This is a genomic window from Streptomyces sp. NPDC050161, from assembly GCF_044460025.1.
GTDB lineage: Bacteria > Actinomycetota > Actinomycetes > Streptomycetales > Streptomycetaceae > Streptomyces.
The window spans coordinates 113,171-136,013 of record NZ_JBITJM010000023.1; the positions used below are offsets into that span (position 1 = coordinate 113,171).

The following is a 22,843-nucleotide window of genomic DNA, read 5'->3' on the forward strand; positions in this document are numbered from 1 at the left end:
GGGCGCGTGCGCCCATGTCGGCGACGGCTCCCGGACAGCCGGACGACGGATGCCCTGGGCGGGGCGCCACTCCGAGGTCAGCGGCCGTAGTCCAGCGCTCTGCTCGATACGCCGCCCCTGTGGATGGCGTATTCGGTTTGGTCCCCCGGGCGCAGCCCCGGCTTGGGTTTGTTCCGCCAGGCCATGGTGACCATGGGGGTGTCGCCCTTGCCGATGGTGACTTCGGCGCCCGGATAGTTCGCGATGTCCCTGCGCATTTCCTTCGCCATCGTGTTGGCCGTCCGGCGTGAGTGGGCCAGGGCGCATATTTTCGAGATGGGGGTTCCGCTGGAAGTGATGCGACCGCCGACGGCGGTCAGAAGCGCGTTGGATTTCTCCGGGTACTTGGGGCCGAAACTCGCCTCGTAGACGTCTCCGAGGCAGTTGGCGACCGCCACATGCGCGGGGTCGTCCGCAAGGGTCTTGCCCGTCGGCTGACCCAGTGAACGGTAGAGGGCGTTGTCGCCGACCAGATCGTGCCAGTCCCCGGCCGCGGACGACTCGGCGATGGCCTTCTTGTCGAAGCGGCCCGTGAGGTAATTGCCGCCGACGCCGACGGAGACGGCGGTGTCGACATCCTTCTCGTCGTATCCGTAGGTGCCCTTCAGCGTGGGCCTCAGATCGTACCCGCCGTCGTCCTCCGGGATCACGTGGGCGTAGAAGTCGTGGACGTAGTAGAACCAAAGGTTCTTGTACATCCCGGACTTGTCCTTCGCGACGAGCCCGCGGGCCGTCCGAAGGTCCAGGTAGTCGATCCGCTCCTGCGCCGCAGAGTCCGAAACTTTCTTGAAAACATCCACGAGCATGCTGTGTTCGGCGTCAGGCCAGACGACTGTGCTCTTGTCCGGGTTCTCTGCAGCACTGCATCCGGCAAGCAACGCCGCCGCCACAACTCTGCCTATAAGTCTGGATATTCGCATGTAGTGCATTCTAAGAGGGCTTATGAGAGGGCGTTATAGGGCTCAATATCCGTTACGGGATTGGGATGGAGTAGCGCTTTGACTCGTCGAGCACGTCGAGCATGTCTTCGCCCGCCTGAACAACTGACGGGGCCTCGACAAGGTACGCACCGACCTGATGTGGCCGACCGCGCGGGTCAGGGGCCTGCTGGTCCTCACGGACCGCGAAGTCGCCCGCCGACCGACGATCTCGACGGAGGCCACAGGCCCGCGACTGGCCCGAGCGTCCCGAAGCCCGCGCACATCAGACCCGTGACCGGCAACTTCACGATGCAGCACATCAGCTTGCCGACGCATTCGGGGTCGAGCTGCACAACCCCTACAGTCGGCCCGTCGTGAGGGAGGTTGGAGGTGTCGGCGATCCTCGCCGCGCCCGAAACGGCACCCGCGCGATGGAGGCTCGCTGCGATTCCGGTAGCCTTCACGACCGCAATCGTTCAGGTGACGGCTCCGAGCGCGGACGGCTTTCCTGCCTGGTTCGGCTTGGATGCTGCGGTCGGCATCTCTCGCCTGCTACGCACGTACAGGCCGTGTACGCGGTCCGTGCCGTCCGTTGGGCAGCGCGTATGGTTCCGGCGCGTTGGGCGTACCTGAAGCAGTCGGCCGCCGCCGCGCTGCTGCTCGCGAGCGCCGGGCGGCGTGCGGAGTGGCGGCACGGAGTCGCCACCGACCCAGTACGGCTTCACGCATGGATAACTGACCAGCAAGATCGGCCAGTTGATGCGGCCTCGTGAGTGACCCCCACATCGTTCTCCCCGGCGACCGGCTCGCCCTCGGCCTGCCACGCCAGGACATGCTGCCGACGTACCACCAGTGGGAGAACGACCGTCGGACGATCCTCGGCTACGGCACCCAGATGCCCCAGAGCTGGGAGGCCCGCGCTGCGGGTTGGGACGGACAGGCCCGCAACGGCCAGCGTCCTGCATTCGAGGTCATCCGCCTCGAAGACGAACAGCCCATCGGCATGACCGTGCTCTACGTCGACCAGGCCGTCCGCACCGCGGAATACATCATGCTGATCGCCCCCGAGGCCCGCGGAAACGGCTACGCAGCCGAGGCCACCCGACTGACCCTCGACTGGGCATTCCACCTCGGCTCGCTGCGCATGGTGTGGCTCAAGGTCCTGGAACCGAACCGGGCCGGCATCACGGCCTATGAGAAGGCCGGGTTCCGCCCGGCCGGACGGCTCCGGCAGTCGGGCTACTGGCTCGGCGAGCATGCCGACGAGCTGATCATGGATGCTCTGCGCGAGGACTTCCCCGAGCCCTCGACCGTATCCACTGCCGTCGACGCTGAGACGCCCTCGTAGAACGCGGGCTACCTGGGCACGAATAGAAGAGCTGCCCCCGCTGCCGGTCACGCACCGTAGCGGGGGCACAGCTGGCGCTGCGGGCCAGTTCAGAGACCTGATCCGCGGAAGCGAGGCGGGCGCTTGACTCGTTTCTGAGGCCCTTTTGGGAGCAAACCTGGGTTCACCCCCAAACCCTGTGCCTGCGGCCCGTACCCATCCGGTGCGGGCCGCTCCTGCGTCCGGGCCCATCCCGCCTGAACATGGCGTCATAGCGGCAATGTGTCTGGAGCTCAGCCACCGAACACCCACCATGACGCTCGGGCCTTGTGGCGAGCACCCGCCAGGTGTGGAGTCCAGCCGCACTGGCCTCTGCCCCACTGGCCTCAGTCACTGCCTCGGTCTTCTCGGGTCAGCCCACGGGCGGCGTCGCATTGTCGTGGGCGGGGGCTCGTTGGCCCAAACACCGCCCGTTCACTGCGCCGCTGGCAGGCGAACCGGCCTTGATAGAGTGAATCGCCCGCATATGCCAGCGCGAAAAAACATCCTTGGGGGGACATGTCGGGGTACTACCGTGCCGAACTGGACGGTATGGGAAGGCTTGCCACGGACTTGGCGTCGAATGCGGGCAACATGCGTGGGGCCATGAGGCCGTTGAAGGAGTCGGCCGGTGAATCCGTCGGCCACCAGGATCTCCAAGAGGCTTGTGAGCGCTTCCAGTCGGCTTGGGACTATGGCATCGATCAGATAGCCGAGGCAACCGACGGCATTACCGAAGGGCTGCGCACCACCACCCGTATTTATCGGGAACTGGAGGAGTCGGTCGCGCAGCTCTTCACCGGCGGGAAGGCAGTGAAATGACGACCGCCGCGGACGCGACCACTTCATCTGATGCACCGGACGTACCCATGTTCCGGTTCCGGGTGCCGCACGGCTTCCACGAAGTGCCCTTGGGCGTCACACCGGAGGTGCACGCGCAGTTGCTCCAGGAGTTCGCTCGGGACTACTGGGGAGACGACGACGGGCTGGCACCGCTGCGTGCCATGACCGGCGCCTTGTACGGAGCGGCTCGGCACGCGTTGGCAGCCCAAGGCGTCCGGTATCAGGCCGTGGGCATCTTCCCGCGAGCTGCGGATACGCAGCGGGACGGGGAGCATGAGGAGTCGTCTGATGAACAGGACAAGTCCCTGTCCTACGTCCGCAACTCACTCCTTGCGGCGGTCCACGACCTGGAATCACGTGATCCGGACCTCGCGGCTGCCGGCATCGCGGAAACCCTCTTTCGACAGCATCCCGATGACGAAGTCGTACGGGTCGACCTGCCCGCCGGCCCCGCCGTCCTTCACGCCGCCGCATCGCGGCTGCTGTGGGATGGCCCGGACGCACCTGAGCAGCTTGCCGACACCGTACGCACGACGGCACGCCTGGAGCTGTGGATCCCCTTCCCCTCCGGCGACCGGATCCTGCTGCTCACCCTCACGACGCCCGATACCGAAGACCTCGACACCCATCAGGCGCTGCTGGCGGAGGTCGCGGGCACGGTCGAGTTCCCCGTCGAAGGCGAATTCCCGCCCGACGAGCCTGCCGACCCGCGCGCTCAGGTCAATCCGTTCGGCTGAAATCACAGGGGGAGCAGACATATGGCCACCGAACAGTTCGAGGCGCTCGGATTTGATCCTGCTCCGGGCATTCCCGAGTCCGTGCAGCAACTGGCGTCCAAACTCAACCGGGCGGGCCAGCAGTTGGGAGAGACCCACTCCGCGCTCTCCAGGCTCGGAAAGAGCGGCGGGGTTTGGGAAGGGGAAGCAGCTACACAATTCGCTGGAACCGTCGGCAAGCTTCCCTCTCAACTGAGTACGGCACGGGACTCCCTCCTCCAGGCCGCCGGTGTGATGCAGCGCTGGGAGAGTCGGCTCGGGGAGTACCGATCCCTGGCCCGCTCTCTCGAAACGCAGGCAGAGGCCGCCCAGCAGAACCTGAAGAGCGCACAGTCACACCCGGATCTGAAACTTGCCGGCCAGACCTTCGACACCGAGGAATCGCTTGCGTCGGCACAGCAGAGACTGGATTCGGCGCAGAACCGTGTGAACAACGCCCAGGAGGAGCTGAATGGCCTCCGTCGCCGGGCGCAGGAACTCCTGGGGAACCACAACGACACGGCGATCGCCACTGCGCAGGCACTCAACACCGCTGCCGAATCCGCCCCGGACAAACCCGGGCGCTTCGAGATGCTCCTCAAGGGCATCAAAGAGCTGGGCTCGAAGCTGGGGGAACTGGCGAACGACGTCTGGGCATGGATCAAGGAACACGCGGATGTCATCTACGACATCGGCACCATGATGGGCTATGCCAGCGCCGCGTGTGACCTGCTCGCGGTGGTCTTCTCGGAGACGGTTGTCGGCGCCGCCATCTTCGAGGCCGGTGCGCGGGCTTTCGGAATCGGAGCGCTGGGATTCCACGCCCTTGGCGGGTTGGCCGGCTCGAAGAATTTCGCGTGGAGTGATCTCGCCCTCGACGGATTCGCGCTGGTGCCATTCGGAGGGCTGGCCAAGGGCGGGGTTGGGATCGCCGAGGGGGGTGCGGACCTTGTGCGCGCCGTCGACGGTGCCGGTCGGCTCGGGCAGATCGCGAACGACATCTACGGGCTCGGCAACGCCACCAAAGAAAAGATCATCGACGTCGTCTCGGATCTGTGGACGGTCGATGAGGACAAAAAGCAGACCGTGGCACCGGGCGCGCCGGAACCGGTGCAGTCGATGTCCCTCGCCAGCGCTTCTGGGCTGGACACGCCTGGTGCGGAGCGGCTGCTGCCGCGGACCGAGAGCGTTCCGGTCAAGGAGCTCTCCGGGCAGGACAACGCAGTGATCAGCCGGACCACATGGGACGTCCGGGAGCCTTCACAGCGGCCCGCCCGCCCTGCTGCCATGGTTCCCCCGCCTGACTCCCCCGCTGCCGCCCCTGCCTTCGGCTGACCGCAGCTCCGTCGCCCGCTTCTCACTCCAAGGACTCGCCGTGCAGGTCCCCCCACCGGCATCACACCCACCGGTCTCACCCAGCGGTTCCCGCCGAGGGTTCACCTCCCTCAGCCGGGTGTTCGCGTGTGTGGTGATCTTCATCAGCTTCGGCGTAACGGCCTTCGGGCTGATGAGCATTGCCGCGTCGCTCGGATACTCGGGGACGCCGGGCACGTTGGCAGTGAAGGAGTGCCGAGATGTGGGGCGGGACAACGATCAGAAGAAGTGTCTCGGGCCGGTGTACGCCACGGATGGGACGCTTCTGGACGAGGAGAGTTCCGTCGATGAGGAGTACCGGGTCGGTGACCGTGTAGCGGTTCGTCGTGTCGCCGCGATGTCGGTGGTCGAGGGGCGAAAGCACATCGGTATGCCAGGGCTGGTCGCCGGTATGGGGCTGCTGGTGGCCGGCTTTTGGGTGCCCTGCCTCACCACTGGCACCTTCCCGTGGAGGAACACCCCGCCACCCGGGGCCGTGCTTCGCGCACCCGGCCCGCGCGCACGTCTCACGCGCAATGTGCTGTGCGCTCTCGGCGCCTGCGTAGCCGCGGCGTGTGCGATCTTCTCGCTGCTCTAAGCGGCGGGTACAACGGCACATCAGCTCAGGCGGCTCTCCCGACGTTGCCGTTGACCGATGTGGACCGGGCATGACGTCGGCCTCCCAAACTCGGTTCGGCTTGGAGGCCGATGCTGTCGCCTGGATGCCGTGCGATGTCCGGCGGCCGAAAGAGCCCGGAGAGAGCAAGTGGAGACGGTGCGGGTGACTCGATCGGCCTTGCCGAAGATTGCAAGTCCACGAGTCGGAGGCCGCAAGGCCACGAGTCGGAGACTGCTCGCCCCGCCGTCGCTCCAGCAGGGCTGGCAGGTTGACCATGCGGGAGTACGTCCGTCGTACGCGATCGAGTTGGCGGCCCGTCGCCATCGGCTGCCCTGTCCCTGCCCGCCAACCAGCACCGGCCCCCTTCATCCGCTTCGTCCGCTTCATCCGCGTTCCTCGGCAGCGAGTTCATCCACTGCGTAGGGATGGGCGTACCGGTCCCCGTTGAACAGCTTGAACCAGCTCGCCAGCCCCATAGGCGCGACGCCGAGGTACTCACCCACCGGGCTCTCGTCGCGCGCCCGTTCGCCGACGCTCGCACCCGCCGCGCCGTTCGCGCGCCAGAACGCGCCGGGCACCACAGGGGGGCATTGGGGCGGGCAGCGGCTCCGCCACCTCGCTCCAACCGCCGCTCGACCGCCCACTCGCTGCCCGCTCCGCAAGTCAACGCAGCACGCCACTGCCCGAGGGCCCCTGCCGCCTCGGCCGGTCCGGATCTTCCTCGCGGGAGCACGGTCCGCATGATAGAAAATGGAGCGATCGTTCAGCTTTTTCGTGATGCGCCGCGGAGGCCGTCATGCGCAACTTCCCGCTGCCCGAAAACCCCCAAGGAGCATGCGATGGCCAACCCTTACCGTGAGCTGTTCTCCGCCCCCGGCGCCAAAGGCTTCTCGGCGGCTGGGCTGCTCGCGCGCCTGCCCCTGCCGATGACCCACATGGGCATCCTCACGATGCTGTCCGAGTTGCGCGGCGAGTACGCACTCGCGGGCGCCGTCGCCGGTACGTTCACGCTGTCCATGGCGCTGATAGCCCCTCAGATCTCGCGTGTGGTCGACCGGTTGGGCCAAGGGCGGGTGCTGTTGCCCGCCGCCGGCGTCAGCGTGGCCTCGCTCGGCGCGCTCCTCCTGTGCGCCTCCTACAAGGCGCCCGACTGGACTCTGTTCCTCTTCGCGCTGCTCGCCGGTTTCCTGCCGAGCATGGGCTCGATGGTCAGGGCCCGCTGGACGCACCTGTACCGGAACTCGCCGCGCCTGAACACGGCGTACTCCCTGGAATCGGTCGTCGACGAGCTGACGTACATCATCGCGCCGGCCATCGCCGTGCTGCTCGGCACCACACTCTTCCCCGAGGCCGGTCCCCTGGTGGCGATGGCGCTGCTCGCGGTGGGCGTGCTGCTCTTCGTACCGCAGAAGAGCAGCGAACCGCCCGTGCAGCCGCAGACCCGGTCCACCGGGCGCTCGGCGATCCGCACGCTCTCGGTCTTCCTGCTCGCGCTCACCCTGATGTTCGGTGGCGCCATCGCCGGCACCGTCGACACCATGGGCCTCGCCCTCGCCCAGGACGAGGGGCAGAAGGGCGCGGCCGGCATCGTCTTCGCCGTGTACGCCGCCGGGTCCGCGATCTCCGGGCTCACCTTCGGGGCCCTGAAGGTGAATATGCCGGCACACAAGCTCCTGGTGATCGGAGTGGCCGGCACCGCCCTGACGACCCTGCCGTTCCTCGTCGTGAACAGCATCGCGACCCTGTCCGTCGCGGTGTTCTTCGCCGGTGTGTTCTTCGCCCCGACGATGATCACGATCATGGGGATCGTCGAGAAGGTCACCCCAGCCGCCCAGCTCACCGAGGGGATGACCTGGATGATCGCGGGCCTTCAGGTCGGCGTGGCGCTCGGCGCCGCCGCCTCCGGTCAGGTCGTGGACGCCTTCGGCACCCGCGCCGGCTTCACCGTCGCCCTGCTCGTGGGCGCGCTCGCCCTGCTCATGTCCCTGCTCGCCTATCGCCATCTGCGCACCGAGACCGCGCGGGCCGAAGCGGTACGCGAGGAGGCGGAGCGGGCGGCGCCCCTGGCCGTGCGCGGCTGACACCTCGCGGCGGTGCTCCCTCCCGCCGGACGAGGGGGCGCCACCCGCCGGGTATCGTCGCGATGAGACGGAGCAAGGCCACGGACCGGGAGAGCCACACTGAATTCCTCTGAATCCCCCGGAGCTGCCCAGTCCTCACCGGCTGCTCGGTCCCCCCGGGCCGGTAAGGCCGGTACGTCGTCGAGTGAGCCGGTCGTCGACGGGCGCCGGGCCAAGGGCGCCCGTCGCAGGCAGGCACTGATCGACGCCACGCTGCGGGTGATCGAACGGGACGGAGCGTCGGGCGTCACGCATCGCACCGTCGCCCGCGAGGCGGACCTGCCTGCCACGGCGAGCACGTACTACTTCGAGAGCATCGACGCCCTGCTCACCGCCGCGCTCACCTCCTGCATGAACGAGGACGCCGACCGGCTGTGCGAGCTGATCGACGCCCCCGACGACGGCACCGACAAGCGGGTCGCGCTCGCCGCCCTGATGTCCAGGACGGTCGCGGCCAAGGGGCGTCTCCTCGCCGAGTTCGAACTGTGTCTGCTCGCCTCGCGCCGACCGGACCTGCGCGGCCCGAATCGGCGCTGGCGGGACGCGCTGTGCGACATCGCCCGGCTCTTCACCGACGACCCGCTGCGCGTGAAGGTCTTCGCCCGCGCCTACGACGGACTGCTCCTGCAGGCGCTGCTCGCCGACGAGCCGCCCACGACCGACGAGTTCGAGGCCATGCTGGGGCAACTGCTCCCGGGGCACCCGGATTCGCGGTAAGCCGGCACGCCAAGGCACCGGGTGCCTGCGGCGGGCGCGGGAGCAAGGATTGCGGCCCCTGGTTCCGTGGCACCTGTGCCACCGGTGACTGAGTGCGGCAGACGGCCCTCATTCCCATTTCCCGGCTTTTGCCTCGTCGGCCAGTGCGCGCAAGCCGTGTGCCGCGGGCGAGCCGGGTTCGGCGGCATAAACGGTCAGTGCCTGATCGGGGTCGTCGGGAATGTGGAAGGTCTCGAAGGTCAGGTCGAGTGCGCCGACCAGCGGGTGGTACAGCGGTTTATGGCCGTGGGTTTCGTCCCGCACCGTGTGATCGGCCCACAGCCTGCGGAAGTCCTCGCTCTCCGCGGAGAGTTCGGCGATGAGCCGCACCAGCTCCTGGTCGTTGGGGTGCCGGCCCGCGTCCACCCGCAGAAATGCCACTGTGTCATCGGCCTTCTTCTGCCAGTTGACGTAGCGCTGCCGTGCCGTCGTGTCGAGGAAGGTCAGTCGTGCCAGATTGCGCCGCTCGTCCGGCAGGGCCGGGAAATCCGCGATGAGAATACGGGCCAGATCGTTCCAGGCGAGGATCTGCAGACGTCGCCCCACCACATAGGCGGGGGCGTTCTCCAGGGTGTCGAGTATGCGCTGCAAACCGGGTCTGACCTGCTGAGTCGTGTGCGCGTACGACTCCTGCCCGGCGTTCCCCGAATGCACCAGCGCATGCAGATGCTGCCGCTCGGTCTCGTCCAGCTGCAGCGCCTGCGCGATCGCGTCGAGGACTTCGGCGGAGACCTTGCCACCGCGCCCCTGCTCCAGACGTACGTAATAGTCCACACTGACGCCGGCCAGCTGGGCAAGTTCCTCACGCCGCAACCCCGGAACCCGTCGGCGGGCACCGAATCCCTTCAGACCTACGTCCTGAGGCCGTACCCGCGCCCGCCTGGAGCGCAGGAACTCACGCAATTCTGATCGACGATCCATGCTCTCCATCATGCCCGATCGCAAGGGTGGTACTGCGATACCCAGGAACGACGTACCCAGGAATTGAGGGAACCAGTTCCCGCAGACCGAGGGGAAAAGCGGGCACACCTCAGGGCTTGCCCACCGAGCCGCACCGACCGCACTGTGGATTCAGCACCGGGTATTCCGGAAAGGAACCGGAGTCGCCATTACGTGATTCCATTACGTGACTCCATTAAGCGATTCCCGGTATCGCCATTACCGAATTCTCATTTCCAGGGCGGAGAAGAGTCATGAGCAACAAGCTGCGTATCGTCATCGGAAGCGACTTCCGCGGATTCGAGTACAAGGAGGCCATCAAGGCGTTCCTGGAGTCCGACCCGCGGGTGGCTTCCGTGCAGGACGTCGGTGTCACCGATGACACCCGCACCGGCTACCCGCACATCGCGGTCGACGCCGCGGAGATCGTCGCCGACGGCGAGGCCGATCGCGCCCTGCTCATCTGCGGCACCGGCCTCGGCATGTCGATCAGCGCGGGCCTGGTCCCCGGCATCCGTGCCGTCACCGTCAACGACGCCCATCAGGTCGAGGGCTCCGTCCTGCTCAACAACGCCCAGGTCATGACCATGGGGCAGATGAGCGTCAGCCTGCACCACGCCCGGTCGCTGGTGGACCAGTGGCTCGACCTGCGCTACGACCCGGCCTCCGAGTGGGCGCCGCTGATGGACGCGATGGCCGACTACGAGGCCGAGTACGCCAAGAAGGCCGGTCGGCACGCCCAGCGCCAGGCCACCGCCCCCTGCGGTGCCCCGGGCGCCTGACCCCAGGCCCGGCACCTCCCCGGCCAACGAAAGGAAGGCCCACATGCCCACCCCGAAGATCCTCATCCTCGCCGGTGACGCCACGGAGGACCTGGAGCTGTTCTACGGCCTCCAGCGTCTGACCGAAGAGGGCTACCGCGTCACCATCGCCGCCCCGGCGGTGAAGAAGCTCAAGCTCGTCTCCCACGACTTCGACGGCACCTACCAGGGCACCTACACCGAGTTCCCCGGAAAGTCCTGGCCCGCCGACGCCGCCTTCGCCGACATCGACCCCGCCGACTACGTCGGCCTGTTCCTGCCCGGCGGTCGCGCTCCCGAATACCTGCGCCACGACAGCGACTTCCAGCGCATCGTCAAGGCGTTCTTCGCCGCCGACAAGCCCGTCGCCCACACCTGCCACGCCTCGGTCGCCCTGGCGCCCCTCGGCGTGCTCAAGGGCCGCACCACGACCACCTTCCCCGGTGTGTCCCTGGACGTCGAGCTCGGCGGCGGCACCTTCATCGACGACGCCCCGGTCGTCGACGGCAACCTCGTCGGCGTGCGCGACTGGTCGGAGAACCCGCAGCTGTTCCGCGAGTTCATCCGCCTCCTGCGGCAGAGCGCACCGGTCGGCTGATGCGTTGCTTCGACTGCGCCGAAGACGGCCGTCAGGCCACCGCGGCGGCGCTGTGCCAACAGTGCGGCGCGGCGCTGTGCCACGCGCACACGACCGCCACTCAGCAGCCGGTACACCGCGCGGCGGGCATGGGCCGGGCCGTCTCGCCCCTCCCCGCCCGCCGCATGATCTGCCGGACCTGCCTGCGGGCCCACCGGGCCGCCTGACCCCAACTCCCCCTCACACACAGGACCTTCCATGATCTTCATTACCGTCAAGTTCACCGTCCGCCCCGAGCGCAGCGACGACTGGCTCACCCTCGTCGACGACTTCACCCGGGAGACGCGCCAGGAGCCGGGCAACCTCTTCTTCGAGTGGTCCCGCAGCGCGGACGACCCGCACCGGTTCTTCCTCGTCGAGGCGTTCCGGGACGGCGAGGCAGGCAGGCTGCACGTCGAGTCCACGCACTTCAAAGCGGCCATGGACACGATGTCGTACGCGATCGCCACCACCCCGCAGATCGTCAGCACCGAGATCCCCGGCAGCGAGGGCTGGGGGCTGATGGGCGAGGTCTCACCCCGCAGCGCGTGAGTACGCCCCCTACTGCGGCTTGGGCGGTGCGTAGAACGCCGTTGTGGCGCGGGCCGCGGCGGCTGCCACGTCCTTGGGCGCGCCCGACGTGGCGTACGCCTCGCCCCAGGCGTCGCTGCTGCGGGTCATGAAGGTGCGGGCCTCGTCGGACTCCTGCCAGGCGAGGGCCTGTGCCGGATCGATCGAGTCGCCCTGGAGGTGGCGTCCGAGCCCGAGCAGCATCAGGTCCCAGCCGACGCCGACCGCGCCGGGTCCGAACCGGTCCCACATCTCCGGCGGAACGACCGCGGCATGCTCCAGTTCGCATACGGTCCGCTCGGCGCTCTCGGCGGTCAGCCGCACCTCCACCTCGCTGAAGGCGGGGCTCTCGCCCATCACCCAGCTCACCCTGAGCAGCTTCGGCGGCTCGCAGCGCAGGATCTCCCCGCCGGCGTTGCCCTCCAGCTGGTAGTGGCCGCCGAGCGTGAGATCCCCGGTCACCGGAAGGAACCAGCGGCTGACCCGCGCGGCGTCGGTGCAGGCGTCCCACACGTCCCCGACCGCGGCATCGTAGGTGCGCCGCAGCAGCACCGTACGGGCTTCGCCGTCCGCCACGGTGCGGCGGCCCACCTCCCGATGGATTGCGTTGATCTCGTCGACGATGTCGCTCATTGCCGTTCTTCCTTGTCGTTCGCGTCGCTCTGTCTCCGGCGCTCGCGCTCACCGCGCGCCAGCTCGGTGCCGAGCGCGTCCAGCCGCAGCTCCCAGAAGCCGCGGAACCGGTCGAGCCAGACGTCGACCTCACGCAGGGGCGCCGAGTCGACGGCTTACAGCCGCCGGGTGCCCTCGGCCCGTATCAGCGAGCTGACAGCGCCTATAAGTCAAGGCTTATATAAAAAGTAGAGGTTCAGGGAGTGCGCGCCAAGGCGGGGCGCGGGCAGGCGCGAGCCGTTCAGGGGAACGCATCGATCGTCAGCTCAGGAGGAGTGCCCCGTCCCAGCCGCTGACGGACGGGGTGCCGGTCACGTAGGTGTGGAGGGCGAGGGCGATGCCTGCGGTGCCGGTCAGGAGGCCGGGGCCGGCGTAGCGCGGCGGCGCAGCGTGGGCCCCTGCCGAGAGTTCAGCAGGGGCCCACGGTGTAGAGAACTGCGGAGGGCCGGGACCTGTCCTCGACGAGAGGTATGCCGGCCGACATCAGCTACCGTCTGCCGCCGGCCTGACGGCCCGGCCTCACTTCAGATGTCGGGTGAAGAACTGGGCCGCGACGTCCCCCGCGAACTGCGGGACGCCGGTGTGCCCGCCCATATTGGCGTGCAGGGACTTCTCCTTGGAGCCGAAGGCGTCGAAAAGGTCCAGGGCCGCCTGCCGGTCGTTCCCTTCGTCGTCCCATTGCAGCAGGACATGGAGCGGGATGGTGATCTGCCGGGCCTCCTCGAACACGGCGCGAGGCACGAAACTCCCGGCGAACAGAACGGCGGCCGAGATGCGCGGCTCGACCACCGCCAGCCGGACGCCGATGGAGATCACTCCCCCCGAGTACCCGACCGGGCCACCGATCTCGGGCAGCGAAAGGAGAGCGTCCAGGGCGGCCTGCCATTCCGGGACCGCCTTGTCGACCAGCGGGAGGACGAGGGCGTCGATGATCTCGTCGCTGACCGCCTCGCCGGCCTCCATCGCCCGTCGCAGGTCGGCGCGGGCCTGCTCGGCGGCGGGCCAACGGGGCCGGTCGCCGCTTCCGGGAAGCTCGATGGTGGCCGTGGCGAAGCCCTCCGCCGCGGAGCGCCGGGCTCGGGCCACCAGTCGGGGGTACATCTTGCGCAGCCCGAGGGGAGGGTGGCCGAGCAGGATCAGCGGCGCGGGTGCGGGCGCGGGCGCAGGTGCGGATGCGGATACCGATGCAGGTGTCCACAGGATGCCGGGGATCTCACCGAGACCGAGGGTGAATTCGCGTTCGAGGACGCCGTCGTCGAGGCGCTGCTCGGAAGTGAAATGCATGGTCATGCCTTTCGGGAGTGCACTGGAACGGCGCTCCCGGACGACCTGCCTATCGCCCGACCGTGACCCCGGAGGGGAGCACCCATGTCGATACTGCGTTCACGGGTACCACCTCCTCGATCTCTCGCACGGCCTCCAGAAATGTAGCGGGGGTCGCCCTCGTCCGCCAAGCGGGTTTTTGCGGGGTCTCCGTGGCCGGATGCCACGAAGGCACTACGCAGAGGTACTTGGGGTGTCGTCGCGACTTCCCGAGTAGCGGCTCTGCGACGGCGGCGTGCACTGGCGCTGCCTTTGGCAAGAGGCAGACCGTGCCCACCGCGAAGCCGATCAGCGTCGCCTCGAACGCGCCACCGCTGCTCTGGTGGCCGGCAACCCGCCCCAGCAGGGGCACGCCTGCGTAGTCAGCGGCGGAGAGCAGCGCGTAGCCGATGCCCAGGAGAAGAGCCGGGCCAATGCTCCCGTCGGCGCCGCCCATGAGCAGCACCAGGCCGGCAACGTCACGTCCCGCGGCGGCAGTTCCGGCGGCGCCGGTGCGTTCGCCCAGCATGATCCGGGCTCCGACAGTGACCAGCACAAACCCCGAGCCAAGGGTAATCACCGTGGCCACGGTCAGCCCGTCCTGCTGCACGGAGGCGAAGTAGGCAGCCTGGTACACCGCCAGCCCGATGCCTGTGATCAGGGCCCGGCCGCGCCGGCCCTGGCATACCGGCCGTGCAAGTTGTGACCTCTCGCAGGAGCGATGAGGGTGCCGCCGCCGTGGCGCGCATCGCCGGGCACATGGCGTGGTGACGCCTCACAGGCTTCTTCGACGGCCCGCCCCCAGGTCCTGACCGACCCGTCGCCCGCGTGGGCGAGTTCGGCGGCGACGCCGTGGCGCCGACCGCCGACGCCCACCAGGTACTGCCGCGCCATCCAGCCGGTCAGGGCAGTTCGGATTCGAGGCGGCGCTGTAGTTCGCTGAGGGTCTCGCGGGCGAGGTTGAGTCTTTCCGAGTCGAGACCTTCGGTGGTGCGGAGGGCCAGCTGGGTGTAGGCCGCCTGCATCCTGTGCAGTGCGGCGCGACCGGTCGGGGTGACTTCGAGCAGCTTGGCCCGCTGGTGCGCGGGGTTGGGCCGGTAGCAGGCGAGTTCGTCGTCGACGAGCAGGTCAGCGACGCGCTGGACGGCCTGGCGGGTGTGGCCGAGTCGGCAGGCGATGGCCCCGACCGGGGCGGCTTCGTGTTCGACCTCGGCGAGGACTTGCCAGCGCGCCAGGCTCTGGCCGGTCGGCCGGGCGATGCCGTTGCCGATCGCCTCGACGACGTCGGCGAGTCTGCCGACCTGGTCGATCAGTGCGCTGTAGGCATCGCAGGCCCGGTCGCCACCCTTGACAACATGTTGTCGTTTCGCTAGCTTCTCGGACATGGCAACATGTTGTCATGTTCCGCTTCGGGCCGCAATGAGCGAACGAGGGGAACCGCATGTCCTCCGCACCCCGCCCACTCTTGATCTCACGCCACATCGTCATCGCCGCACCACCCTCGGCGGTGTTCTCGGTGCTCGCCAATCCGCACCGCCACGCCGATTTCGACGGTTCAGGCACCGTGAAGAACGCGGTCTCGGGACCGGTCCGGCTGGGCTTGGACGACACGTTCAAGACAGCCATGAAACTGTTCGGTGTGCGCTACCAAATCGTCAACACCGTCGTCGAGTTCGAGGCGGACCGGCGCATCGCGTGGTGCCACCCGGGCAAGCACCGCTGGCGCTACGAACTCGAAGACGTCGACGGCGCCACGCGGGTCGTCGAGACCTGCGACTTCTCCACCTCGCCGGTGCGCGGACTCCTCGTGCGCACACCGTGGCCCCGCTGGAACGCCGAGGGCATCGAGAAGACCCTGCCGCGGCTCAAGGCCCTGGTCGAGAACGGCGCCTGAACCGACCAGCCGGGTCAGCCCGGACCGGCTCGCCCCACCAGTAGCGGACGCAGCCGGCCACATCACCGCACGGCCACTCCGCTACTCGAATTGCCGGGGCCATCTCACCACTTCGGCATGCTTCCACGGCATGTTCGCATGTATCGCCGGACCATGACGCGCCGGGCCGAACGCTGCCGCGCGCCCAAAACCACCTTCAGCGGCGTACCGCCGCAGCGCGCACCTCACACCCCAGGAGAGCCGCATGGCATCCGAACCCCGCCCCTTCCGGATCGACATCCCCGAAGCAGATCTCGTGGACCTCGCCGAGCGCCTGGACCGCACCCGCTGGCCCGATGAGCTGCCCGGGGCCGGTTGGTCCTACGGCGTCAACAGGGCATGGCTGCGGAACCTGGCCGATCACTGGCGCAAGGACTACGACTGGCGAGCGCACGAGGCGGCTCTGAACGCGCACCCGCAGTTCACCACCGAAATCGACGGACAGAACATCCACTTCCTGCACGTCCGTTCCCCCGAGCCGGACGCGACACCCCTGATCATCACGCACGGGTGGCCCAGCACGATCGCCGACTTCCAGGCGATCATCAAACCGCTGACCGATCCCCGCACACACGGCGGCGACCCGGCCGACGCCTTTCACGTCGTCGCTCCCTCACTGCCCGGGTACGCCTTCTCCGGTCCGACCCGCGAGCGCGGCTGGGGCGTCAACCGCACCGCCCGCGCCTGGGCTCAGCTCATGAGCGACCTGGGGTACGAGCGTTACGCGGTCCAGGGCGGGGATTTCGGCAGTCTCATCGCACCCGAGCTCGGCCGGGTAGCCGGAGAACGGGTGATCGGCGTCCACGTCAACGCGTTGGCCTTCGCCGCCTGGCCCATGTCCCCCGACGAGCTCGAACTGCTCAGCGCAGCGGGTCGCGAACGAGCGATCGACCACGAGCGCTGGTGGTACGGGCGCTCCGGCTACCTGCACGAGATGAGCACCCGCCCGCAGACGATCGCCTACGCGCTCAACGACTCGCCGGCCGGGCAACTGGCCTGGAACCTGGAGTGGTTCGTCGACTACGACCCCACACAGACGAAGCAGGCCGCTATCGACCGCGACGCGATCCTGACCAACGTCACCATCTTCTGGCTGACCAGGACCGCGGGCTCGGCCGCACGCCTCTACTTCGAGGCCGGAGCCGAACTGGCGGCGGAAAGGCCGTCGCCGTCGGGGATCCCGACGGCGGTGGCGAACTTCCCCGGGGACAACGCCATCCAGGACCTGGCGGAACTGTCCCATGTGGTCACGCGCTGGCGGGAGTACGACCGAGGCGGGCACTTCCCCGCCCTGCAAGCACCGGAGGTACTCATCTCCGACATCCAGGAGTTCTTCCGCTCCCTGCCCGGCAAGCCCTGACGCAGGACCGAACCCACCGCAAAGAGGAATCACTGTGCAGATCGGCATCGGACTTCCGAATCAGGTACGCAACGTCACCGCGTCGACCCTTCCACGCTGGGCGGCCCGTGCTGAGAAAGCAGGGTTCTCCACCCTCGCCACGACCGGGCGCTACGCATACCCGGGTGTGAGCGACACCGTCGCGCTCGCAGCCGCGGCGGGGGCCACCACCACGATCGGACTGCTCACCGCGGTCCTGCTGGCCCCGACATGGCCCGGCGCCCTGCTGGCCAAGGAAATCGCAGGCATCGACGGAGTCTCCGGCGGCCGTCTCACGCTCGGCGTCGGCGTCGGATCGCGCGAGGACGAGTTCACCGTGCCAGGGCACGAACTGCACGGTCGCGGCGCACGGTTGGAATCCGACCTGGCGACGTACCGCAAGGTCTGGGCCGGGCAGCCGGTCGGCAACGGACCGAACCCGGCTGTGCCATCGGGAACCCGACAAGTCCCCATGCTGTTCGGCGGGTACTCCACCCGTGCGCTGGACCGCATGGTGCGCTGGGGCGAGGGCTACATCGGCGGTTCACTGCCGCCGCACATGACGGCACCCACCTTCGAGGCAGCGAAACGGACCTGGCGGGAGGCCGGCCGCCAGGGCGCTCCGAAACTCGTCGTGCTCGCCTACTTCGCACTGGGCGACACCGAGGCCGGACGGGCGAACATCCAGGACTTCTACCGGCTGGCCCCCAAGGACATCGCCGCCAACGCGGTGCTCCACACCACTCCGGAGGCAATCGAGCAGTCCATCACGCAGTACACCGACCTCGGCATAGACGAAATCATCTTCGTTCCCGCCACAGACGACCTCGACGAGGTCACCAGACTCGCCGACATCACCACCTGAACAACAACCGTCAGGAGCCGACATCCGGCAAGACCCTCAAACGCTCTCCGAGCACCACCGAAACGTGACGAAGGAGGTTAAGGGGCAAGCTCACCACTACGAGTTGTGGTGAGGGGCTGTGCTGCTAGGGACTCGACGCCTGGGGAGCGGCGGTGTCGATCGGTGCCGCTACTTGGTGTTGGCGGGCAACGACGCTAACGAGCTCGTGCGAGGTTGGCAGTGGCGCGTGGCGGGCCAGGGTCGGGCTCAGGGGGCACATTCGCGGATGGCCGGACCGGGTGGCGGTGCGGTGGTGTCACGACTCGCCCGCCGGTCTGGGCGCCCAGCCCCTGGTAGCCGGCGTCGGCGAGATCGCGGCTGCGGGGCCGTCGCGTAGGAGCTTGACCAGGCCCAACTGGCGGGCATGGGTGATGTCTGCGCAGCTTGCCGGCGCCGCCGGACTGCGGAGCAGCAGGCGTCCGTCAGCGTCCGTGACAACCATGGACTTGACGACGTTGTGCTTGTTCTTGCCGGAAATGAACTTCTCCCGGCCCTTGCGCCCAGCAGCCGGGCGCCGCACCCGGATTTCGGTGCCGCCGATGAGAACGAGGCTCGCCAGCAGCCGGTCGACGAAGACCAGTTTGTGTTTGCCCCGGCACCAACAGCCCGGCGACGAGGCCGCGCGGCGCGTGCGGACTGGTGCTGCCCGTACCACAACGGCCCGATTTCGGCGATTAGATCAGAACAATCCGGATTGGCCCGCCTCTTCGAGAGCCTCCCGCACGCCGGCACCCCTCTCTGCAACGGCCGTTGTCGCGGTAGATATGCGGTTTACCGCCAGTCCGATGAAGCGTCACGGTCCGCTGATCTGTAGGGACTTGCCTGAAATGGAATGATCCTTCCGCACTCCGGCTGGCCCCCAGAACCCCCACACCCCACCACCTCACACCGGTACTGTCCCCAGACAACTACCACCACCACGGCAGAGCAGAGGAGCACCGGTGACCGGCCACCCGCCCAGCACCCAGGACATCGAAACCCGGCAGGTAACAGACGCCTGGACCCGCATCGAAACCTGGATCACTCACCACGCCCCCCACACCCGCACCCTCCTCCTCACCGGTGCCTCCCCGGACGCCGTCACCGCTCTCCAAAGACAGACCGGCGTCCGCATACCCGTCTCCCTCAAAGCCCTATGGGCCTGCTGCGCAGGAACCCGAACAGACGAGCACTCCACCTTCCTCATGGGAGGCCACGCCCTCATGCGCCTGGAGACGGTTGCCACGAAATACAGCCAGGAGATGAGCTACCAGCACCGCCACACCGACGACACCGTCACCTGGCGCGCGGCCTGGATCCCCGTCTTCTCCTTCTCCGCCGACGACCAGGCCTCCGGCCTCTACCTGGACGCCGAAACGGGAAGACTCTGCCGCTGGACCCGCTACGCACAGCACCACCCCGAAGTCGAATACGAGTCGCTGACCGACTTCCTTGAAGAGATGGCCGATTCTCTCGAAACCCCCGGCCTGGCGACCTCCGACAGGCCCGGACTCGTCGAAGGCGCCCTGGTGTGGGTCAGCAGACTCCACCCTGACGACGAACACCTCTGGACCTCCCTGACGGCCTGACTGTGCACGCAGACACAGGTGAGGGGGCAGCCTGGGCTGCCCCCTCACCTGTGCCTCAGGCCGCTACATCAGACCTTCTTCCACGTACACGTCGCATCGGTGCCCGAGCAGTGATCGAATCCCGGATTGGACAGGAAGAATCCGTCCCCGTCCAAAAGCCGCCACGCAGGAGCCGGGAACTTCTTGAACGCCTGCTGATTCTGCGTGCTCGGAACAGCAGCCCGGCCGCACTTCGGCTGAGCCACCGGACCGTCCACATCCACCCGCGTGTCGGCCAGAAGTCCGAATGCCGCATTCCCGCTGCTCGCCTTGTCGGTGAAGAGCTGCGCGCATGCGTTTCCGCTGGCGACCTCGTTTACGCCGCCGGGGAATCCGCCGCTCTCGTGAGTGGAGGCCATCGCGAACTCATCGCAGTCCACCGCCCCCACCGAAGCGTCCAGCGGCGGCTTCGACCAGTTGCCGCACATCCTGTTGCGGCTGTTGTCCGACGTCCACGGCTTGCCCGTATTGGGGTTGACCACCTTGGTGTCCGCACCCAGGTAGTGCAGCGGCTCATCCCCGGCCCCGTTGTTGTGGACCATGGCCTGCTGCATCCACCAGTAGTAGGCACCGGCCGCCGGATACAGGTTGGTGTCCACCGTGTATTGCGGGTTGAAGTACGGCAGCACACAGCCCGGAGACGACCCGCCCACGATGTCATCGCAACGCGGTGCCAGCTCCCGGCTGTCCGCGGCCCCGCTGGTCCCGAAGTCCGCACTCACCGGACCGATGTCACTGACACCGACCTCCGCCCTGACCTTCCAGCTCAGGTCGATGCGCTCCTTGCCCGTACCGGTCCACTTCACCGTGGAGTTCGCTGTCTGCGCAGCGTTGGGACCATACTCACCCGAGTCCCAGTGACCGTCATCGATACCGCCGGCGTACGGACTCTCCCACCGCACCGCGCTCTTGTCACACGTAGTCGTGCAGGAGACCCCCAGATCCCAGTGCATGTTGACGCCCATCAGCGCCTGGTCGATCTGGAGCGGTGTCACCAGAAGTTGCTGGTCGAATTCGGCAAAGTCACTGCCGCCGCTCCCCTTGTTCGCGTACGTCTTCAGCCGCTGCTCGAAGTGGAACCGTGCGTAGCCGAACGGCGGAGCGTCCGGGTCGCTGGACAGGAAGATCAGCTTGGCCTCGCCCAGATCCCGCAGACACGCCTCGGTGCGGTTCATGTGGTTCTTGGCGTCCTCGGCGTCCTGGCACCAGGGGATGAGATCATCTCCCTCAGCACGGGCCTTCTTCACCTGGTCCGCGGCCTTCTTGCCCTCCGCGCTTGCTCCGGTGCGCTCGATGCACAGATGGTTGCCGTCCGCATCGGGTTTGCCGCACTGGTCGTACTTCCCGGCCGACTTCGCCGCAGGCAGCGCGGCACCCGGGTCGGAGCGCACGAACGTCCGGTTCTCCTGCTTGACCGGATCGATGGACGAAGACGACTGCGGCGCCGGGAACGTCACATACGGGTTGATCCGGAACCGCGCCCACGGCGACCACGACGTCTCATACAAAGATCCGTCGAAGGCGGAGGTCCGGAAGGCGTAGTTCACACCGGGCTTGAGCCACCCATAGTCCACGGTGACCTCCGCCCTGCTGCCGGATGCGACATAGCCGGAGACCCGGACCCCGTACGGGTCGTCGGAGATCTTTACCTGACTCGTCGGCTTGCCCGCCGCGTCGGTCTTCCACACCTCGAACGTGAGGTTGGACTTGTCGCCGTCGGCGTCCGTGACCGTGTTGCGCAGCACGGTGTTCGGCGTGATGGTCCGCCAGATGCCGCCGGTCTGCTTGAAGGTCGGACCGGCCGAAGGGCTCTTGCCCGACACCGGTCGGCTCCCCGCGGCGCGGGACTTGGCCTCCGGACCCGCCGCCGGACGGGACGCGGGCGCATAGTCGGGATTCTGGACCGCACTCCCGGTGTCAGCCGTAGCCGGTGCGGCAGCTCCCACGAGAAGAACTGCAGCGGCGCCTGCGGCTATTCGGTATAAGAGACGTCTCTTTCTGGATCTTTGGAGCAAGTGATTCCTTACTCTCTGGCCCCGCACGCGTACCGATCCCTGCGTGGCGGGGCGGACTGTGGAAACGGAAACCTCGCGCGCCGTCAACACGCGTAGTACATACGGATATTCGCACATCAGCGCCCCGGGTCGGCAACTGGATTGATCCCCTGGCTTGATCTTTAATCTGTGCGGTGGGTCGTGGGGCGGTTGTCTTCTGCGTTCGCTGTTTCGTCGACGGTGTTTTGCGGGGTGTGTGCACGTCGTGGCGGGGTGTGGGTCGGGTGTCTGTCCGGGGAGCTGGGTTTCTCCCAGGGGCGCCATAGGTCGGCTGCGAGTGGGCGGGCCAGACGGAGTTGGGCGTAGGCGGCGAGGATCAGCCAGGTCCATCGGTCGGCTGCCTCGGGGGGCGGATCTTCGGAGAGGCCCAGCCGAGGGTTTGCCTGAAGAGGCGGAAGGTGTGCTCGATGTCGAAGCGTCGCAGGTATGTCTGCCAGAGGCGGTCTGCATCTGCCGGGGGGCGTCGATGCCGGACCACCACAGCCAGACGGGCTCGGGGGTTGCTCCGCTGGGCAGGTGGTCGATGTCCAGGCGGATCACTGTGCCCTCGACGATCGGGAGGGCGCCGTCGGCCGCGGCCCAGGACGAGCGGTGGGTCAGTTTTGGGTGGAGCCGGTTCCAGGAGCGCGCGGTGGCGGTGCCGTAGAGGCGGGCGCCGGTGACGGTTTCGGTGTCCGGGGGTGCCCCAGGTTTCGGACCGCCCAAAATCGAACTCGCTGCCGTGTCGGGGCAGCCGGCCCTGGGTGCGCGGCAGCCGGGGCGGGACAGCCCCGCGCAGCACGCGGTCTGATCGCAGCCGGGTCGGCACTTGCACGGGCACCCGCAGCCAGCCGCGCGGCTCGGCCAGCTCAGCCCGCAGATGCTGGTTCTCCGGCGAGAGCTGGTTGACAGCCCGGACCAAGCCCTCGGCATCCACCTTCAACTGGGCGGGTTCCTCGGCATCCTTGGCCCGCAACTCCTTGAGCTTGACGATCTGCTTGCGCAGCCGCTTCTCACTATCCGGCGTCTGACCCCGGGCACTGACCTGCTCGTGGAACTCATTCTTGAGGTCCAAGTGCCGCTGGGTGACGGATCCGGCCGCATTCGTCAAGAGCGGGACTCATTCACTGACCTCTTGCGGCGACCAACAATCTGGGCGTAAAGAGTTCCGGAAACGCGAAAGAGCCCCGCCAGGAACCAAAGTTCCTGGCGGGGCTCTCCCCAAAAATTGTTCGGCGGCGTCCTACTCTCCCACAGAGTCCCCTCTGCAGTACCATCGGCGCTGAAAGGCTTAGCTTCCGGGTTCGAAATGTAACCG

The 22,843-nt window shown here is 67.7% G+C and carries 25 protein-coding genes, 1 rRNA gene and 2 pseudogenes; 16 read left to right on the forward strand and 12 right to left on the reverse strand.

The window, feature by feature from the left end; all coding sequences use genetic code 11:
• Positions 1-77: 77 nt before the first annotated feature.
• Entirely contained in the window at positions 78-959 is an 882-nt protein-coding gene (locus tag ACIBK8_RS29810) for a hypothetical protein (RefSeq protein ID WP_399045127.1), read from the reverse strand.
• Positions 960-1,390: 431 nt separating this feature from the next.
• Here ACIBK8_RS29810 and ACIBK8_RS29815 point away from each other — a divergent pair, with 431 nt between their 5' ends.
• The 6 genes from ACIBK8_RS29815 to ACIBK8_RS29840 all read left to right on the forward strand — a co-directional run bounded on the left by ACIBK8_RS29815 (position 1,391) and on the right by ACIBK8_RS29840 (position 5,874).
• Positions 1,391-1,732: a lasso peptide biosynthesis B2 protein gene (locus ACIBK8_RS29815; protein ID WP_399045172.1), complete on the forward strand. Its 342-nt coding sequence runs from the start codon at positions 1,391-1,393 to the stop codon at positions 1,730-1,732.
• Complete coding sequence (locus ACIBK8_RS29820) at positions 1,729-2,307, forward strand: GNAT family N-acetyltransferase (protein ID WP_399045129.1); 579 nt, start codon at positions 1,729-1,731, stop codon at positions 2,305-2,307. Before ACIBK8_RS29815 ends, ACIBK8_RS29820 begins: the two co-directional genes overlap by 4 nt.
• A 537-nt stretch (positions 2,308-2,844) precedes the next feature.
• Positions 2,845-3,147 carry a WXG100 family type VII secretion target gene (locus ACIBK8_RS29825; RefSeq protein ID WP_399045131.1) on the forward strand — a complete coding sequence of 101 codons (303 nt, stop codon included), beginning with the start codon at positions 2,845-2,847 and terminating at the stop codon, positions 3,145-3,147.
• Positions 3,144-3,905 (forward strand): hypothetical protein, encoded by a 762-nt coding sequence (locus ACIBK8_RS29830; protein WP_399045133.1) that lies wholly within the window; start codon positions 3,144-3,146, stop codon positions 3,903-3,905. The genes ACIBK8_RS29825 and ACIBK8_RS29830 overlap by 4 nt, the downstream gene beginning before the upstream one ends.
• Before the next feature lie 21 nt (positions 3,906-3,926).
• Positions 3,927-5,258: a putative T7SS-secreted protein gene (locus ACIBK8_RS29835; protein ID WP_399045135.1), complete on the forward strand. Its 1,332-nt coding sequence runs from the start codon at positions 3,927-3,929 to the stop codon at positions 5,256-5,258.
• A gap of 130 nt (positions 5,259-5,388) precedes the next feature.
• Positions 5,389-5,874 (forward strand): hypothetical protein, encoded by a 486-nt coding sequence (locus tag ACIBK8_RS29840; protein WP_399045136.1) that lies wholly within the window; start codon positions 5,389-5,391, stop codon positions 5,872-5,874.
• Positions 5,875-6,278: 404 nt separating this feature from the next.
• Here ACIBK8_RS29840 and ACIBK8_RS29845 read toward each other — a convergent pair whose 3' ends face one another.
• Entirely contained in the window at positions 6,279-6,473 is a 195-nt protein-coding gene (locus ACIBK8_RS29845; protein WP_399045138.1) for a hypothetical protein, read from the reverse strand.
• Positions 6,474-6,734: 261 nt separating this feature from the next.
• On the opposite strand from ACIBK8_RS29845, the gene ACIBK8_RS29850 reads away from it, so the two are divergent.
• Together ACIBK8_RS29850 and ACIBK8_RS29855 are read left to right on the forward strand one after the other, a co-directional pair.
• A complete protein-coding gene (locus tag ACIBK8_RS29850) occupies positions 6,735-7,976 on the forward strand; it encodes an MFS transporter (RefSeq protein ID WP_399045140.1) in 1,242 nt (413 codons plus the stop codon).
• A 240-nt stretch (positions 7,977-8,216) separates the two neighbouring features.
• Positions 8,217-8,732 carry a TetR/AcrR family transcriptional regulator gene (locus tag ACIBK8_RS29855; protein WP_399045173.1) on the forward strand — a complete coding sequence of 172 codons (516 nt, stop codon included), beginning with the start codon at positions 8,217-8,219 and terminating at the stop codon, positions 8,730-8,732.
• 108 nt (positions 8,733-8,840) lie between these two features.
• Here the strand turns inward: ACIBK8_RS29855 and ACIBK8_RS29860 are convergent, their stop codons facing one another.
• Positions 8,841-9,692 carry a helix-turn-helix transcriptional regulator gene (locus ACIBK8_RS29860; protein WP_399045142.1) on the reverse strand — a complete coding sequence of 284 codons (852 nt, stop codon included), beginning with the start codon at positions 9,690-9,692 and terminating at the stop codon, positions 8,841-8,843.
• Positions 9,693-9,964: 272 nt separating this feature from the next.
• On the opposite strand from ACIBK8_RS29860, the gene ACIBK8_RS29865 reads away from it, so the two are divergent.
• Genes ACIBK8_RS29865 through ACIBK8_RS29880 form a run of 4 tightly spaced genes read left to right on the forward strand, consistent with a single transcriptional unit; the run spans position 9,965 to position 11,678 of the window.
• A complete protein-coding gene (locus ACIBK8_RS29865; RefSeq protein ID WP_399045144.1) occupies positions 9,965-10,492 on the forward strand; it encodes an RpiB/LacA/LacB family sugar-phosphate isomerase in 528 nt (175 codons plus the stop codon).
• A 43-nt stretch (positions 10,493-10,535) separates the two neighbouring features.
• Positions 10,536-11,108: a DJ-1/PfpI family protein gene (locus ACIBK8_RS29870; RefSeq protein ID WP_399045145.1), complete on the forward strand. Its 573-nt coding sequence runs from the start codon at positions 10,536-10,538 to the stop codon at positions 11,106-11,108.
• Positions 11,108-11,314 carry a DUF2180 family protein gene (locus tag ACIBK8_RS29875; RefSeq protein ID WP_399045147.1) on the forward strand — a complete coding sequence of 69 codons (207 nt, stop codon included), beginning with the start codon at positions 11,108-11,110 and terminating at the stop codon, positions 11,312-11,314. The genes ACIBK8_RS29870 and ACIBK8_RS29875 overlap by 1 nt, the downstream gene beginning before the upstream one ends.
• Before the next feature lie 31 nt (positions 11,315-11,345).
• Positions 11,346-11,678, forward strand: coding sequence for a putative quinol monooxygenase (locus ACIBK8_RS29880; RefSeq protein WP_399045149.1), 333 nt, complete (start codon positions 11,346-11,348; stop codon positions 11,676-11,678).
• A gap of 9 nt (positions 11,679-11,687) precedes the next feature.
• Here ACIBK8_RS29880 and ACIBK8_RS29885 read toward each other — a convergent pair whose 3' ends face one another.
• The 5 genes and pseudogenes from ACIBK8_RS29885 to ACIBK8_RS29905 all read right to left on the reverse strand — a co-directional run bounded on the left by ACIBK8_RS29885 (position 11,688) and on the right by ACIBK8_RS29905 (position 15,055).
• Positions 11,688-12,329: an SRPBCC family protein gene (locus tag ACIBK8_RS29885; protein WP_399045151.1), complete on the reverse strand. Its 642-nt coding sequence runs from the start codon at positions 12,327-12,329 to the stop codon at positions 11,688-11,690.
• Positions 12,326-12,514: pseudogene (locus ACIBK8_RS29890) on the reverse strand (transcriptional regulator); the annotation flags it as partial. The gene ACIBK8_RS29885 and the pseudogene ACIBK8_RS29890, both read right to left, overlap by 4 nt.
• A gap of 373 nt (positions 12,515-12,887) precedes the next feature.
• On the reverse strand, positions 12,888-13,652 hold the full coding sequence (locus ACIBK8_RS29895) for an alpha/beta hydrolase (protein WP_399045152.1): 765 nt from the start codon (positions 13,650-13,652) through the stop codon (positions 12,888-12,890).
• A 49-nt stretch (positions 13,653-13,701) separates the two neighbouring features.
• The gene (locus ACIBK8_RS29900; RefSeq protein WP_399045154.1) at positions 13,702-14,280 is read right to left on the reverse strand and encodes a hypothetical protein; all 579 of its coding nucleotides are present in this window, start codon (positions 14,278-14,280) and stop codon (positions 13,702-13,704) included.
• Between the two features lie 292 nt (positions 14,281-14,572).
• Entirely contained in the window at positions 14,573-15,055 is a 483-nt protein-coding gene (locus tag ACIBK8_RS29905; RefSeq protein ID WP_399045156.1) for a MarR family winged helix-turn-helix transcriptional regulator, read from the reverse strand.
• A 56-nt stretch (positions 15,056-15,111) separates the two neighbouring features.
• On the opposite strand from ACIBK8_RS29905, the gene ACIBK8_RS29910 reads away from it, so the two are divergent.
• The 3 genes from ACIBK8_RS29910 to ACIBK8_RS29920 all read left to right on the forward strand — a co-directional run bounded on the left by ACIBK8_RS29910 (position 15,112) and on the right by ACIBK8_RS29920 (position 17,846).
• Positions 15,112-15,564 carry an SRPBCC family protein gene (locus ACIBK8_RS29910; RefSeq protein WP_399045157.1) on the forward strand — a complete coding sequence of 151 codons (453 nt, stop codon included), beginning with the start codon at positions 15,112-15,114 and terminating at the stop codon, positions 15,562-15,564.
• A 244-nt stretch (positions 15,565-15,808) separates the two neighbouring features.
• A complete protein-coding gene (locus ACIBK8_RS29915; RefSeq protein WP_399045158.1) occupies positions 15,809-16,963 on the forward strand; it encodes an epoxide hydrolase family protein in 1,155 nt (384 codons plus the stop codon).
• 34 nt (positions 16,964-16,997) lie between these two features.
• Positions 16,998-17,846 (forward strand): LLM class flavin-dependent oxidoreductase, encoded by an 849-nt coding sequence (locus ACIBK8_RS29920; RefSeq protein ID WP_399045160.1) that lies wholly within the window; start codon positions 16,998-17,000, stop codon positions 17,844-17,846.
• A gap of 295 nt (positions 17,847-18,141) precedes the next feature.
• Here ACIBK8_RS29920 and ACIBK8_RS29925 read toward each other — a convergent pair whose 3' ends face one another.
• Positions 18,142-18,540 (reverse strand): transposase family protein, encoded by a 399-nt coding sequence (locus tag ACIBK8_RS29925; protein ID WP_399045162.1) that lies wholly within the window; start codon positions 18,538-18,540, stop codon positions 18,142-18,144.
• Between the two features lie 286 nt (positions 18,541-18,826).
• Between ACIBK8_RS29925 and ACIBK8_RS29930 the strand changes: the two genes are divergently transcribed.
• Positions 18,827-19,453: an SMI1/KNR4 family protein gene (locus tag ACIBK8_RS29930; protein WP_399045164.1), complete on the forward strand. Its 627-nt coding sequence runs from the start codon at positions 18,827-18,829 to the stop codon at positions 19,451-19,453.
• 68 nt (positions 19,454-19,521) lie between these two features.
• Here the strand turns inward: ACIBK8_RS29930 and ACIBK8_RS29935 are convergent, their stop codons facing one another.
• From ACIBK8_RS29935 to rrf, 3 genes and pseudogenes are all read right to left on the reverse strand, one after another.
• Entirely contained in the window at positions 19,522-21,507 is a 1,986-nt protein-coding gene (locus tag ACIBK8_RS29935; protein WP_399045166.1) for a hypothetical protein, read from the reverse strand.
• A gap of 175 nt (positions 21,508-21,682) precedes the next feature.
• Positions 21,683-22,366 (reverse strand): annotated as a pseudogene (locus ACIBK8_RS29940) (transposase); the annotation flags it as partial.
• A gap of 389 nt (positions 22,367-22,755) precedes the next feature.
• A 5S ribosomal RNA gene (rrf, locus tag ACIBK8_RS29945) occupies positions 22,756-22,843 on the reverse strand; the annotation flags it as partial.